Here is a 14,002-nt window from a genome sequence, read left to right as displayed (position 1 = left end):
CTCAACGTTCCGCTGACCGGTCACCCACGCTGATGTCGATGCCATCGAGATCCGCTGTTTGTTGTGCAGCGCCCGTTGTATGTAGGACAGCCCCACACACCGGCAATGACTCCATGGCGTAGAGACGACTGATCAGCCTGACCGGTAAACCACTGACATCCATCATCCATTGCAGCACTTGCTCCGGGCCGTGCAGCCCCTGCATTGCACGATGCAAATCAGGCATCGCCACCAACATGCCGGGATGACAGCTGCGCAGGAACCGTTCGAGGCCGGCTCCACGGTTGATAAACGGCGAAAACAACAGGCAGATCCATTGGGTTTCATTCAAGCCATACGTGGCTTGAATGCAGTTCGCCGCTGCTTCGCGCAGTTCATCAAGCGCTGACTGCGGCCCCAATCGGGCAATCATCTGCTCACATACCGGTTCCGGAACCCGTTGCTGCTGCATGGACACCAGCATGTGCTGAACATGTTGCGAAAACCCGGCTTCATAGCTGCGGCCATCGACAAACTCCGCCTCCAGCCCGCATAAATGGGCCTCGATCAACGGGTCGGCGTATTCGCCCTCGCGCTGGTGGAACAGCCATTCCTCTGCCTGAAACCCGAGAAACTCACTGAGCAATGGCCAACGTTCTTCCAGGTTACCCACCACCATGTCGTGAATGTCGACAAACGTCGTGCGACGGCATGACTCGAACCCGTCCTCGGGACGCCAGGACAGTCGTTCGGCTTCGGCGTAAAAACCGCGGTACAAGTCCCCTCCCAATCCGTCGAGCAAGGCGAACAACTCATCGAAAGTCCCGGCATTGGGCGGCAGCGCACCAATGCCAGCCTTTTGCACCGCACGATCGAGGTTGTCGATGAATTGTTTCTGGCGACGCAACGACTCACTGGCAACCCAGGCATCAACACCATTGCCCCAGCGAGCGATTTGCCCGCAAAACTCCGCCCGGGCCAGGCAGGCCTCGCCCCACAACTCGATCTTCTCGTCCGCGCCCCGTCGATGCCCCATCATCAGCAGGTTGGTGCGATTGGCTTGCGTACTGTCCTTGTCAGGTGGCGCCAGGTGATTGAATGGCAACACGTGACGATGATCCACCATCAGCAACTCGACACGGGGGTCGTCATACAGAAACAGAGCAGCGAAACTGCGGTGCATATTGCCGGGTGCCGCCCCCGATCCACTCCTGCGCAACATGGCCACACGCAACTGAAAAGTGGCCGGTGCACGGCCGGCGATACTCAGCTGCGCGGCGCGCAGCAGCGCCAGGGTGTAACAACTGTCACGGGTACCGGACGGTGTCACCATGACCTTGTAGCCACCCATGCGCTCCATTCCGCCAGCGGCGACCACCAGCCGCTGAATCAGCAATTGCAGCGCTGTCCGTTCGGCTCTGGAAAAAAAACTCAACAGACGCTGCAATACTTGCTGGTAGACATAGTTCATTGCCTGATCATGGATCGTGCTCATCAGTACTTTACCCGGCGTAAAAAATTCATATCGCGCATCAGCGGTGAGCTGGCGCAATAAATTCATCAATAAGTAATAGACGATCAAATACTAACACTTATGCTTTCGTAGTTATTTGAAACACTTGACACAAAGAAGTCGGCAGGATCGTCGCTCTAGGTAACGCAAACCCCCGCCACCATTGGTTTTTTCCTGAAGTAAAAATATCTGAGGAAACTTCTTACAACGTCCCACGAACATTGAGTACAAGAAAAGCAGACCGACAATAGGAAACTACCTACAGCCATTAAACAGAAACCGGTATATCGCCCACGAGAGAAACTATTAAACACGCAACAAAAAACAGAATGCACAGACATGGCTCATTCCTTGAGATGAAAGTAATCATTCAATTATCAGGACTTATAGACCGATTAGAAGATACAGATAGCGGACAAAAACCGGTTCAGATGTACAACCGGCCACGTACCGTGCTCGGTATGCCTGATTATGCGCGGGGTAAAACGCAAGAGTCCGTGGGGTCACGGACTCTGTTCGGAGGGAGTTACGCGGGTTCGACCTGCAGGGCGACCCGTTCGCGGCATGGGCATTCGTCCATGTAGCGATGTGCTTCGACGAACTCGTTGAACGGGAAGACCCGAGTCTTGAGTGGCAGCAGTACGCGGTCGGCGGTGAGCTGGTTGATGTCACGCAGGGCACGCTGCAAGGCGACGTGGTCCTGAGTGATGCCGAGCTCCGGCTTACCGGTAAAATTGCCGATGCAGTGCACGAAGAACTGGATGTTTTTCTGAAACGCTGCACAGGCCGGAAATGGTGTCTGGTTACCACCCTGCAGACCATACAGGACCAGGCTGCCACGTGGTGCGAGGACATCGCCGAGCAACGACATCTGCGGGCCACCAAGACCGTCGAACACCACATCGACGCCACGGTTGTCGGTGATCTTGTTGATTCGCATCAACAGATCTTCTTCCTCGGTGACGATGACTTTCTCGGCGCCCAGCGACAGCAGGTATTCACGCTCATCAGCGGTTTTCGTCGCGGCAATCACCCGCACCCCCATGGCCTTGCCCAACTGGACAAAGGACGGACCGGCGCAATGACTGGCATCAGTGACCAAGGCAAACTGCCCCGGTTTGACCCGCGCCAGATCGGCATAGGCGAAATAGGCGATCAACAACGGCGTGTAATGCACGCTGGCCTCAACCGGGCTGAGTACATCCGGATAACGGGTCAGCGCGGTGCGTGGCAGCACGATCTGCTCGCCATACACCGGGTAGTCGTTCGGGCTTTCGGCCGGAAAACTGGCCACCTTGTCGCCCACCGACAGATCGTCCACACCGTCACCGACGGCGGTCACCACACCGGCCATTTCATGGCCGAGACCGGACGGCAAGCGTGCCTGGGACGAGGCCAGGTTCTGACGCCAGAGAATGTCGTACCAGCTGATGCCGATCGCCTCGACACGCACCTGCACTTCGCCAGGACCTGGCTGAGCGGCCGCATGCTCTTCGCATTTGAGCACCTCGGCCGGACCAAACTTGTGAAAACGGATCGTGCGGGACATCGCAAACCTCGTCAAAGTAACCTCTAATGCCCTGAACTCTATCTGGGCTTTTGACCCAAGACTATCAGTGGCTATTAATAGTCGACATGCCTGTCATTGATTCCGCAGTATGAGCGGCATTGGCAAAATCGATGAAAAAATGCCGCCACCGGCTCGGTAAAGCTGAATTTAGCGGTGCAGAGTACCAGCCTTTCCCCGTAATATTCATGCCGGCCATTGTTCTCATATGGTCGCTCTCGTCAAGCTTGATGACTCTGCCAGGACTCCAGATGAATCGTAATGACCTGCGTCGTGTCGACCTGAACCTGTTGATCGTATTCGAAACATTGATGCACGAACGCAGCGTGACCCGCGCCGCCGAGAAGCTGTTTCTCGGCCAGCCGGCGATCAGTGCGGCGCTCTCACGGCTGCGCAGCCTGTTCGATGACCCGTTGTTCGTGCGCACCGGACGCAGCATGGAACCGTCCGCCCGCGCGGTGGAAATCTTCGCCCTGCTCTCCCCGGCGCTCGACTCGATTTCAACGGCTGTCAGCCGCGCGGCGGAATTCGACCCGGCCACCAGCACTTCGGTATTTCGCATCGGCCTGTCCGACGACGTCGAATTCGCCCTGCTGCCGATGCTGCTCAAACGCCTGCGCGCCGAAGCACCGGGCATCGTCCTCGTCGTGCGTCGGGTCAACTACATATTGATGCCGGGCCTGCTGGCCTCCGGCGAAATCTCCATCGGCGTCAGCTACACCACCGACCTGCCGGCCAACGCCAAGCGCAAGGTGCTGCGGCGCAGCCAGCCGAAACTGCTGCGCGCCGACACCGTGCCCGGCCCGCTCAGCCTGGATGATTACTGCGCACGCCCGCATGCGCTGGTGTCGTTCGCCGGCGACCTCAGTGGCTTCATCGATGAAGAGTTGGAAAAACTCGGCCGCAAACGCCACGTGGTACTGGCCGTGCCGCAGTTCAATGGTTTGAGCACGTTGCTCGCGGGCACTGACATTGTAGCGACCGTGCCGGACTACACCGCTGATGCGCTGACGGCTGCCGGCGGCGTGCGGGCGGAGGATCCGCCGCTGCCGACACGTACGTTTGAGTTGCATATGGCTTGGCGTGGGTCGCAGGATAACGATCCGGGGGAACGTTGGTTGCGGTCGCGGATTCAGATGTTCTTTGGGGATCCTGAGAGTCTCTAGGGGTCGTCGGGCATGGTGTGCAGTTGATCATTTCTGACTTTTCATAGGCCATGGAGATCCATTCACTTCCAGTGGATGGCTACATTGGGGGCACATCTGAAAGCATGCTTTGGATGGTTTGAAAAGGATGTACCCAGCCTGAGACCAAGCTGGCTATTGATGAGGATGCGTGGATTGAGGGAGATATGAACACTCGGCCCTACCCGTATCAATGGCCGAGCCGTAGTGAGCACACCACCCACCACACTAGACAAATGCGTGCAAAATTATAATGGCATAATGCCTCGTCAACCGGCAAAATCCACACGTTCCCAACGGATTTGAAGGACCGGTTCCGATGACATGGCCAGTCACGCTGAAACTCGACAGCGCAGCCTACCCACTCAGCGTGGTGCAACGCGCCGCTTATTCACTGGCCGACACTGTCGCAATTCAGATCGGTATTGAAGCCAAGCAAATTAGCCTCACGGCCCACCCCGCTGAAGCAAGGTTAACGCTTTCCCCGGAGCAGGCTCACTCACTGATCCTCCAGTACCTGAACGACTTCGCCCTACGCGACCATATCAACCGCGAAACAGCAGGGTTGCGCGAAGTCCTGGCCCGCGCCGCGCTCGCTGGATGTGGGGTTTCGCAGTGACACTGATAGCGACAGACGCCAAGCACTACCGCTTGCTGCCTTTTCGATTCATGCGCATGAACACGGGACATGACCGTGACATCCTGCTCACCTCTGATACCGGTGAGTACATGCACGTGAACGACGCGCAATTACGAGCCCTCAGTTACTTCGACGTTCAAGCAAGTACGCCTTTTTACAGGGACCTGCTGGCCCGCCACTTCATCTACGAACCAGGCCAACACGACCCGTTCCCGGAAATGGCTGCGCAGTATCGCAGCCGCAAGGACTTCCTCTTCCAGGGCCCAGCACTGCACTTATTCGTAGTTACATTGCGCTGCAACCACACCTGCCAGTACTGCCAGGTGTCGCGGGCTCCTCTGGGAGGATCCGGCCACGACCTGTCGGAAGAGGATGCACAGGCGGCGGTCGATCGCCTGTTCGAATCGAACGCTCCCGCCCTGACTGTGGAGTTTCAGGGTGGCGAGCCGCTTCTGGCCTTCGAGCGCGTCCGCCAGATTGTCGAATGGATCGTTGAACGGAACGTGGTCGAACAACGGGATATTCAGTTCGTCATCACCACAACGCTGCACCACCTGACGGAGGAAATACTCGACTTCGCAGAACAAAATCGCATCCAGTTTTCGACCTCGCTCGATGGGCCGGCGCCCTTGCACAATGCGAACCGCCCTACACCGTCACGAGACTCCTACGAACGCACAGTAAAAGGCATCCAATGGGTCCGTGAGCGCCTTGGCCATGATGCAGTTTCCGCGTTGACCACGCTGACTTCAAGAAGCCTCGAACAGCCTGAAGCGATCATCGATGAGTATGTAAGTCAGGGCTTCTCCAGCATCTCGCTTCGGCCTCTGAGCCCATATGGGTTTGCCACCAAGAGTGCCCATCGACTTGATTACCCTATTGAGCAATACCTGGCCTTCTACAAGAAGGCACTGGCCTATTTGCTGCATGTCAACCAGCAGGGCGTATACCTCTCAGAGAGTTATACGAGCCTGTTGCTGAAGAATATCCTGACACCCTTCTCCTCCGGCTATGTAGACCTGCGTTCCCCTGCTGGCGCAGGCACTGCGGCGCTGGTTTATAACTATGACGGTTACGTCTATCCCTCGGACGAAGCCCGAATGTTGCTGGAGATGGGTGAAGACGGCTTGAAACTTGGCACCGTGCAGCAACCCTTGTCTGAATTACTCACATCGCCCGTTATGAATGCGTTGCTCGCCAGTGGTGTAGCAGAGGCGCTGCCGGGCTGCTCCGACTGCGCACTTGTCCCGTACTGTGGTGCTGACCCCATCGAACACTATGCCCGCCAAGCTGACCCGATCGGACACCGAGTGTTCAGCAGCTTCTGCAGGAAAAATATGGGGCTGCTGAAGCATCTCTTCGGCCTGCTTTGCGATGGCGACGACAACGTGCAGAGAGTGCTGCTGTCTTGGTTGAACAGGCGCTCTTACAACGATGTTCGATTTCCGGGTTACAGGGGCTGATGGCGATGCTGCGCAAAGATACTCGCTTCGAAATCCATCACCTGAATGAGCCGAAACTGCTCAAGGTCATCACTCTGGATGAGTTCATCGAGCAAGGCCTGGCTGTTTGTGCCGGAAGCGCTGAGTTCGGTGACCTGCTGCTTTGGCTGCCAAACGAAGAACGGCTACGGAGCCCGCATCTGCTCTCATTACCAGTGGGTGGATTCCTGATCCCGGAGCCATTGATCGGCGACTTCGACTGCGCGCGGCCATACCTGCACACCCCCAAAGATGCGGATGTCGTGCAGCCCGGCGATGTCATTGCCATCACACCAGGCAACGCGTTGGTGCGAGTGCTCTATCGGCGAGGCTCAGACAGCAACCTGCTGTTCATGACCGATCGTTGCAACAGCCTCTGCCTGATGTGCTCGCAGCCGCCCAAAAATATCGATGACCGCTGGCACATCGAAGAGAACCTACGGCTGATCGACCTGATGGACCCGGGCGAAGAAAATCTGGGAATCAGCGGTGGAGAACCAACGCTTTATCGCGACGGCCTGCTCGAAATCCTGGCCAAGTGCAAAGCCGTTTTGCCACAGAAATCCATTCATGTACTCAGCAACGGGCGTCTGTTCCAAGACCCGAGCTGGATCGCAGCGCTCTCTGCAATCGGCCACCCTCAGTTGAGCTGGGGCATCCCCCTGTATGCCGACAATGCCGAAGACCATGACCATGTGGTGCAGGCTCCAGGCGCGTTCAGCGAAACCCTGCAAGGTCTTTACAACCTGGCGCGCGCCAACCAGATCATCGAGATACGCGTGGTGCTCAATCGCCTGACCGCGCCACGCTTGCCCGAGCTCGCCCACTACGTGTTCAGGAACCTGCCCTTCGTGCGGCATGTTGCGCTGATGGGTATCGAAAGCACCGGCCTGGCCAGGAAAAACTACGAAGAACTGTGGATTGACCCGCTGGACTATCAAGAGTCGTTGAGCCAGGCCGTGTATTTCCTGTTCAACCGCGGAGTGCCGGTTTCGATCTACAACTTGCCCCTGTGCCTGATCCCGGCCCACCTCTCGCGTTTCGCCCGCCAGAGCATCTCGGACTGGAAGAATCTGTTCATCGATACCTGCCAACAATGCGCTGCCGTCAAACATTGCTCTGGCTTCTTCAAATCCCAGACCGACCGCTGGCAGAGCCGCGGCGTACAACTATTATCGACCGACGCCTTTAGCGCCTATGCAAGGAGTGCACAGTGAAATTGCTCGACCGCTGGAAAGTCCTGATCAGTGGGATCAGTTTGCTGCCAATGGCAGGTACCACCCTGGCACAGGCGGGCCATCTCTCGCTCGCCGATGCGAACTGGCAACCCAACGACAAACTACAGCCCCCAGTATTTGCCGATACGCTCAATGCGCCAGGCACCGTCAACATCTATGCGGCACATCGTTCGCATAGTTCACACCGATCCCACAGTTCGCATAGTTCTCACTACAGCGGCTCGGGTGGTTATAGCGCACCTCGCTACTACAGCCCACCCGCCCCCAGTACCCGGAGTTACAGCGCGCCGAGTGCTTCGAGCAGCACCTCAAACAGCAATAGCTTTTATCAGTCGTCTGGCACTACCAGCGGGACAAGTTCGAATACTTCAAAGAGCCGCGCGACCAATGAGCAGAAAAGCAATCTGGTCGCACGTGTGCAGACCGCGCTGATGGTACGCCAGTATTACCAAGGCACTATTGATGGAGTGATGGGCAAGGCAACACGTGGAGCGTTAATGGCATTTCAGGCGGACACTGGACTGACCGTAAATGGCCGGATGGATACGCCATCGCTGAACGCGTTAGGTATCAAGGTCCCATAAATTGCTTCCGGTTAAAAGCTAGCGTCCGTCCAGGAACCAAGGAGTTATTTCATGCAGCACATCGTTCAAGTCGACAACACCCTCTGGGCATTGATCAGTCGCCTGCAAGGCAAGGAACTACAAACACCATCGCATAGCGCCCGTTTCCGTATCACGACCGTCGATGCAAATCGCGTTCTGATTGAGACCGGATCGGAAGACTCGCAGTTGGCGCTGACTCGAGCAGCTTTCCAGCAAACGTTGGACTACCTCGCCGGTAACAATCATTTCGGCCAAGCACAAGCTGTGGAAATCAGCTCCAACCATACGTACGAAAAAGCCGGCCCACTTTGCCAGGCGGCTCGTTACAGAGCAGAAGGCAAGCCAGGCCGCACCAACATCACCTACATTCTGCCGATTCTGGAGCGGTGCCAGGCAGTCGGAATCCGGTCAACCACCCCAAACAGCACTTGGCTGCTACCCTGAACAACGCCTGATATGTTTGCAACGCGGCACCGCCTCGACAAAACGTATATCAAGGCGGCCAGGTATTTCTATCCGCCGGGATTTTGGAAGCCGTGAAAGGAAATTCAAGGACGAAAATGAAAGCACTGAAAGCAATGCTGCTCGTCAAATTCGAGCAGTATTCCGTATCTCAGCGGTTCTACCTTGCCTCAGTAGTTACGTACTTCATCACGTTTGTAGCTTCCCTCTGCACCGGTACATCCACGGTTACCATCGGGACGACAGTCGCGGCTGCATTGATAATGTGCGGATTCATTGCTTGGTGCATCCCTTTCGCTCGCTGGCTTCATACCGCTTGGGACAAGCCATTTGCCAAAACGCCCATCATAATCATGCATCTGCTTGCACTGCTGATATCGACAGCATGCGCACGTTTCGCAGTTGCTGAGACGTTAGGTCTGCCCCCTCAAAGCTTTGATCTGACTGTCAGCTTTCTCGCGTTGCTGTTCTACATTCCATCGTGGCTGTTTGTGGTCGCAATACTTCTTGGCCTGACAGCAATGTTGATCACGGTCATCGCGATGATCAGCCTGCTATTCGAAGCAGCTTGGCAACATATGACCCAGTTGGCTGCATTCCTCGGATTTCAAGCTAAATTCAAGCAATCGCGCAGCATGATCATGTTCCACGCTGCAGGCGCACTTATCATTAGCGTGCTATTTACCATGAGCTACGGCTACCTTACCGACAACTTCAGCCCCGCCTTCAAGGCCGTGACCAAAGTCATCGCACTGCGAAGTGATTTCCACAAGGTCCCAAACTATCCCTACGTACGGACTGGAGAATATGTACACCCGTTGGAAAATGGCTTCATTGCTTATGCTCGCGAAAAAGAAGACAAAAGTGTCATCATTGGCGTTCGTTTACAGCCTGCCGAGAATTACGATGTCGTCGTGTCTACTATTCCGCCTCTCAAGGTTGCAATGACAACCATGGCAGAACACGTCAAAAAATCTCCTGCGTTGGTTTGGCTGCTCGGCGCTGCTTCAACGCAGTCTGACTCGATTCTGCGCTAGACCAGTTTTCGAGCCAACAGGACGAAAATTTGAGATATTAGGCAAATAGCAGAGCATTGCCAGAAACAGACACAATCAGCATTCGAACTAAAAATATCCCTGGTGGCGAACCCTCCCCCTCAAACTCAGGCCCCAGCCCCAGCCCGGCTGTTGCGATAAATCGACAGACAGTAAAACGCCAACGCCGACGCCGCCAGCATGCCGCCAACCACCCCGATGTAAGCAAAACCAAACTGGCTGCCGACCCAACTCCCCACCAATGCCCCGCCGCCGATACCGATGTTGTAGATCCCGGAAAACAGCGCCATCGCCACGTCGGTGGCGTCCGGCGCCAGTACCAGGACTTTCGACTGCAATGCCAGCCCGAAACCCATGATCGCCATGCCCCAGAACACACTCAACACGCCGAGGTATGAGACATTGCCGCTCAACGGCAACAGCAAAGCCAGGCACAAGGCGAGCACCGATACGCAGATGATCAGAAAGCGCTGGGGGTTATAGCTGTGCAGATAGCTGAACAGCAGCGAGCCGAAAATACCGGCGCCGCCGAATAACAACAGCAGGAGCGTCACCACGTCGCCGCTCATGTTGGCCACGGTCAGTACGAACGGTTCGATGTAGCTGTAGGCAGTGAACTGTGCCGTCACCACCATCGCCGTCAGGACATAGACCGCCACCAGCGCAGGTCGCTTCAGCAATATAGGCAGGCTCTTGAGCGAGCCCGAGTTCTGGCTGGGCAACAGCGGCAGCACCTTCGCCAGGCAGAACACCAGCGCCGCGGCAAATCCAGCAATCACGATGAACGTGGTGCGCCAGCCCATGGCCTCGCCCAGCAAGCGGCCAAGGGGAATGCCCAGCACCATTGCCAGCGAAGTACCGGTTGCCAGCAAGCCCAAGGCTTGAACCTGCTTGCCCGGTGGCGCCAGGCGCACGGCCAGAGACGCGGTGATCGACCAGAACAGAGCGTGCGACAACGCCACGCCGATCCGGCTCACCAGCAGTACCCCGAAGCTGGTCGCCAGACTCGACAGGATGTGACTGGCGATAAACATCCCGAACAGCACAATCAGCAATTTCCGCCGCTCGACGTTGCGCGTCAGCAGCATGATCGGCAGCGACGTCAGAGACACGACCCACGCATAGATGGTCAACATCAGGCCGACCTGCGCGGTCGACATGTCGAAGCTGCTGCCGATCGAACTCAACAGACCGACCGGGACAAATTCAGTGGTGTTGAACACAAACGCAGCCAGTGCCAAGGCAATGACTGCGTACCAGTTGCCGTTGTTTGTCGCCGTAGAATCACTCATTTAAACGTCGTATTACTCGTCGATGATCGCGCGTGAATGTACGCAAGCGATCTGTGCCCATCTGTCGGTGCCTTGATACCGATTGCCGAATGTTTCGACGTTCAGGGGACGCATCATCAGAGGGTCAAGCCACACTGATCTGGTCCAATGCCGTGGAAGCATACGAGGTCTTGATCAATCAAGCTGCCTTGTTCACTGGCCCGAGTAATCTTTGACGCGCATGCAGTCATTGGATTTCATGCAGTCGCGTTTCGGTCTCACTGCGGCGGCCTACCCCACGCACAACCTGTCACTTCCGGAGGCACGCCTGAAAGCCATACGCCGTGGCCTGGGTTATGGAATGGTGCCGCATATGCAGGTCAGCGACTTGCTGAAAAGTCGGGAGCTGGTGGATGTCGCGCTGAATGATTTCACCGATGTAGCGCTTTATTGGCACGCCTGGGAGTTGCAATCGCCGCGCATGGAAATACTCTCCGAGCGCACGGTTCGTGCCGCACGACCTGTCTTGAGCAGTTTGCGTACCCGTGCTCCCACGGCAGCAATGATGGCAAAGTGATAATGACAAATCCGGTAATAAAGTTTAACTTAGCGCCGCCCCGACCGCTGGAGGGTCGGGCATTTGCACTCAGTTAAGGAAAACGATGGCAATGGTCTATTGTCGTGCTTGCGCCAAGGAGCTACACGAAACGGCGCTCACCTGCCCCCAATGCGGGGCGCCCCAACAGGCCTCCGTGCCGCAAACGCAAGCCGAAACACCCTGGCTGGCCATCGTTTCATTGATCCTCGGGATTATCAGCGCACTCACCCTGTTTGATGATTCCGAATGGGACAGGGATGCGATTGTCGGTGTGGGCATCCTCAGCCTTGCGGGCCTCACTTGCGGCATCGTCTGTATCAACCAAAAACACTCAGGAAGAAACCTCGCGATCGCCGGCATCATTTTGTCTGGCCTTGCCGCGTTCGTTTTGTCCTGTCTATCGATTGAATAATTTTAGGGAAAAAATATGAGCTTGGTTTTCTGCCGTGGTTGCGCCAAGGAAATTAGTAGCCTGGCCGTGGCATGCCCACAGTGCGGCGCACCTCAGGCTGCTCAACCGTCCTTTGCCAGTGGCCCCGCCATCACCACCGGTAACCCTTACGTGGAAGCACTGAAAAATTACGCCGAATTCAAAGGCCGCGCGACCCGCCGCGAGTACTGGATGTTCGTGCTGATCAACCTGGGTATCTGCATTGTCATGGGCGTTCTCGACGCCATGCTCAACACCAACGGCGTGCTCTACAACCTGTACAACCTGGCGATGTTGCTGCCGAGCATCGCAGTAGGCGCGCGCCGCATGCACGACACCGACCGCAGTGGCTGGTGGTTGCTGCTGCCGATCGTCAACCTGGTGTTCCTGGTACAAGACAGCCAGCCAGGTCCTAATCGCTTTGGGCCGAACCGCAAAGGCAACAACTGAGTCACCCCGCAACACTTTGAACGAGACGGCCTTCATGGCCGTCTCTTTGTTTGTGCAATCAGTCCCTGAAGCCGCCACTGGATTTTTACTGACGGCGCAACACACATTTGTCATCAAACCAATTGATAGCACCCTAACGAAAGGTGCATGCTAGAGGGCTCGAATCGGTCTTATATCATTCCGAATGATAGTTACCTTTGCTTCATTCGATTCGTGCCATCACAGCCCGCCGAGCATCATCCGCCCATCTTCAATACATTGGCGGATGATTCCATGGAACAGTCACTCAAACATTTGCGCTTCCCCTTGGCCATGTTGGCCGTGCTGGTGATGAGCGCTTGCGGCAAGACTCCGGAGACTGCCGCCACCCTGCCCGCTGCCAAAGTCAGCGTGGCCAAGGTGCTGGAACAACCGGTCAACGAGTGGGACGAATTCACCGGGCGCCTCGAAGCACCGGAAACTGTTGAAATCCGTCCTCGGGTCTCCGGCCAGATCGACGAGGTGGCCTTCACCGAAGGCGCACTGGTCAAAAAAGGCGACCTGCTGTTCCAGATCGATCCGCGTCCTTTCCAGGCTGAAGTGCGCCGCCTCGAAGCCCTGGTAGCCCAAGCCCGTGCCAATGCCACCCGCAGTGAAAACGAAGCCGGGCGTGGCGAACGTCTGCGTGCGAGCAACGCGATTTCCGCTGAACTGGCCGACTCGCGTACCAGCGCTGCCCAGGAAGCCCGCGCCGCCGTCGGCGCCCTGCAGGCGCAACTGGACCTGGCCAAACTGAACCTGAGCTTCACCCGCGTCACCGCGCCCATCAGCGGTCGCGTCAGCCGTGCCGAGATCACCGCCGGTAACCTGGTGACTGCCGACACCACCCCGCTGACTAGCGTGGTCTCCACCGACAAGGTCTACGCCTACTTCGACGCCGACGAGCGTGTGTTCCTCAAATACACCCAACTCGCCCGCAACGGCCAACGTGGCGCCACCACGCCGGTGTACATGGGCCTGTCCAACGAGGACGGCAACCCGCACCTCGGTCAGATGAACTTCGTCGACAACCAGGTCAACCCGAAGACCGGCACCATCCGTGGTCGCGCGGTGTTCGACAACAGCGACGGCACCTACACCCCGGGCCTGTACGCGCGGCTGAAACTGGTCGGCAGCGGCACCTACAACGCCATGCTGATCAACGACGAAGCGGTCGGTACCGATCTGGGCAAGAAGTTCGTGCTGGTGATGGATGCGGACAACAAGACCGCTTACCGCGCCGTCGAACTGGGGCCGAAGATCGAAGGCCTGCGCATCGTGCGCACCGGTCTGAACAAGGACGACACGATCATCGTCAAGGGTCTGCAGCGGGTACGTCCGGGTTCGCCGGTGACGCCTGAAGTGATCCCGATGGCCAGCGAGCAGACCATTGCCGCGCTGGCTCAACAACGTCAAGCGCTGGAAGCCAGCAACCTGCCCAAAGTCGCACCCGCCAAAGGTGCACAGGGTACGGCTGTGAAGCTCGCCGCTGCGACCCCACGCGGTTAAGG

The 14,002-nt window shown here is 57.0% G+C and carries 14 protein-coding genes; 11 read left to right on the top strand and 3 right to left on the bottom strand.

Annotation, left to right across the window (positions count from 1 at the left end):
* Position 1: 1 nt before the first annotated feature.
* Positions 2 to 1,474, bottom strand: a complete 1,473-nt coding sequence (locus tag LOY52_RS12900; RefSeq protein WP_258679731.1) for a hypothetical protein — start codon at positions 1,472 to 1,474, stop codon at positions 2 to 4.
* A 544-nt stretch (positions 1,475 to 2,018) separates the two neighbouring features.
* Positions 2,019 to 3,041 (bottom strand): zinc-dependent alcohol dehydrogenase family protein, encoded by a 1,023-nt coding sequence (locus tag LOY52_RS12895; RefSeq protein ID WP_123586427.1) that lies wholly within the window; start codon positions 3,039 to 3,041, stop codon positions 2,019 to 2,021.
* Positions 3,042 to 3,310: 269 nt separating this feature from the next.
* On the opposite strand from LOY52_RS12895, the gene LOY52_RS12890 reads away from it, so the two are divergent.
* From LOY52_RS12890 to LOY52_RS12860, 7 genes are all read left to right on the top strand, one after another.
* Complete coding sequence (locus LOY52_RS12890; RefSeq protein WP_027612769.1) at positions 3,311 to 4,225, top strand: LysR family transcriptional regulator; 915 nt, start codon at positions 3,311 to 3,313, stop codon at positions 4,223 to 4,225.
* Positions 4,226 to 4,562: 337 nt separating this feature from the next.
* Entirely contained in the window at positions 4,563 to 4,862 is a 300-nt protein-coding gene (hxsD, locus tag LOY52_RS12885; protein ID WP_258679730.1) for a His-Xaa-Ser system protein HxsD, read from the top strand.
* Positions 4,859 to 6,346: a His-Xaa-Ser system radical SAM maturase HxsB gene (gene hxsB, locus LOY52_RS12880; RefSeq protein ID WP_202368275.1), complete on the top strand. Its 1,488-nt coding sequence runs from the start codon at positions 4,859 to 4,861 to the stop codon at positions 6,344 to 6,346. The genes hxsD and hxsB overlap by 4 nt, the downstream gene beginning before the upstream one ends.
* A complete protein-coding gene (hxsC, locus tag LOY52_RS12875; RefSeq protein WP_258679729.1) occupies positions 6,346 to 7,581 on the top strand; it encodes a His-Xaa-Ser system radical SAM maturase HxsC in 1,236 nt (411 codons plus the stop codon). The genes hxsB and hxsC overlap by 1 nt, the downstream gene beginning before the upstream one ends.
* Positions 7,578 to 8,186, top strand: a complete 609-nt coding sequence (hxsA, locus tag LOY52_RS12870; protein WP_202368277.1) for a His-Xaa-Ser repeat protein HxsA — start codon at positions 7,578 to 7,580, stop codon at positions 8,184 to 8,186. The genes hxsC and hxsA overlap by 4 nt, the downstream gene beginning before the upstream one ends.
* Before the next feature lie 51 nt (positions 8,187 to 8,237).
* The gene (locus LOY52_RS12865; RefSeq protein ID WP_258679728.1) at positions 8,238 to 8,651 is read left to right on the top strand and encodes a hypothetical protein; all 414 of its coding nucleotides are present in this window, start codon (positions 8,238 to 8,240) and stop codon (positions 8,649 to 8,651) included.
* 116 nt (positions 8,652 to 8,767) lie between these two features.
* Complete coding sequence (locus LOY52_RS12860; RefSeq protein ID WP_258679727.1) at positions 8,768 to 9,706, top strand: hypothetical protein; 939 nt, start codon at positions 8,768 to 8,770, stop codon at positions 9,704 to 9,706.
* 125 nt (positions 9,707 to 9,831) lie between these two features.
* Here LOY52_RS12860 and LOY52_RS12855 read toward each other — a convergent pair whose 3' ends face one another.
* Complete coding sequence (locus tag LOY52_RS12855) at positions 9,832 to 11,016, bottom strand: sugar transporter (protein WP_258679726.1); 1,185 nt, start codon at positions 11,014 to 11,016, stop codon at positions 9,832 to 9,834.
* A 211-nt stretch (positions 11,017 to 11,227) separates the two neighbouring features.
* Here LOY52_RS12855 and LOY52_RS12850 point away from each other — a divergent pair, with 211 nt between their 5' ends.
* From LOY52_RS12850 to mexE, 4 genes are all read left to right on the top strand, one after another.
* A complete protein-coding gene (locus tag LOY52_RS12850; RefSeq protein WP_258679725.1) occupies positions 11,228 to 11,572 on the top strand; it encodes a hypothetical protein in 345 nt (114 codons plus the stop codon).
* A gap of 85 nt (positions 11,573 to 11,657) precedes the next feature.
* A complete protein-coding gene (locus LOY52_RS12845; protein WP_258679724.1) occupies positions 11,658 to 12,005 on the top strand; it encodes a DUF4190 domain-containing protein in 348 nt (115 codons plus the stop codon).
* Positions 12,006 to 12,020: 15 nt separating this feature from the next.
* Complete coding sequence (locus LOY52_RS12840) at positions 12,021 to 12,473, top strand: DUF805 domain-containing protein (RefSeq protein ID WP_258679723.1); 453 nt, start codon at positions 12,021 to 12,023, stop codon at positions 12,471 to 12,473.
* Positions 12,474 to 12,746: 273 nt separating this feature from the next.
* Entirely contained in the window at positions 12,747 to 14,000 is a 1,254-nt protein-coding gene (gene mexE / locus LOY52_RS12835; RefSeq protein WP_258679722.1) for a multidrug efflux RND transporter periplasmic adaptor subunit MexE, read from the top strand.
* The last annotated feature ends 2 nt before the right edge of the window (positions 14,001 to 14,002 follow it).

Origin of the sequence: Pseudomonas sp. B21-051 (assembly GCF_024748795.1) — a bacterium.
In the GTDB taxonomy this organism is placed as follows: domain Bacteria; phylum Pseudomonadota; class Gammaproteobacteria; order Pseudomonadales; family Pseudomonadaceae; genus Aquipseudomonas; species Aquipseudomonas putida_A.
This window is presented reverse-complemented; position numbering and strand designations above follow the sequence as displayed.

What these genes read in the sequence shown, in the direction of transcription:
- LOY52_RS12900 (WP_258679731.1), bottom strand. Translation starts at nt 1,474, where the DNA reads ATGAGCACGATCCATGATCAGGCAATGAACTATGTCTACCAGCAAGTA.
- LOY52_RS12895 (WP_123586427.1), bottom strand. Translation starts at nt 3,041, where the DNA reads ATGTCCCGCACGATCCGTTTTCACAAGTTTGGTCCGGCCGAGGTGCTC.
- LOY52_RS12890 (WP_027612769.1), top strand. Translation starts at nt 3,311, where the DNA reads ATGAATCGTAATGACCTGCGTCGTGTCGACCTGAACCTGTTGATCGTA.
- hxsD (WP_258679730.1), top strand. Translation starts at nt 4,563, where the DNA reads ATGACATGGCCAGTCACGCTGAAACTCGACAGCGCAGCCTACCCACTC.
- hxsC (WP_258679729.1), top strand. Translation starts at nt 6,346, where the DNA reads ATGGCGATGCTGCGCAAAGATACTCGCTTCGAAATCCATCACCTGAAT.
- LOY52_RS12865 (WP_258679728.1), top strand. Translation starts at nt 8,238, where the DNA reads ATGCAGCACATCGTTCAAGTCGACAACACCCTCTGGGCATTGATCAGT.
- LOY52_RS12860 (WP_258679727.1), top strand. Translation starts at nt 8,768, where the DNA reads ATGAAAGCACTGAAAGCAATGCTGCTCGTCAAATTCGAGCAGTATTCC.
- LOY52_RS12855 (WP_258679726.1), bottom strand. Translation starts at nt 11,016, where the DNA reads ATGAGTGATTCTACGGCGACAAACAACGGCAACTGGTACGCAGTCATT.
- LOY52_RS12845 (WP_258679724.1), top strand. Translation starts at nt 11,658, where the DNA reads ATGGCAATGGTCTATTGTCGTGCTTGCGCCAAGGAGCTACACGAAACG.
- LOY52_RS12840 (WP_258679723.1), top strand. Translation starts at nt 12,021, where the DNA reads ATGAGCTTGGTTTTCTGCCGTGGTTGCGCCAAGGAAATTAGTAGCCTG.
- mexE (WP_258679722.1), top strand. Translation starts at nt 12,747, where the DNA reads ATGGAACAGTCACTCAAACATTTGCGCTTCCCCTTGGCCATGTTGGCC.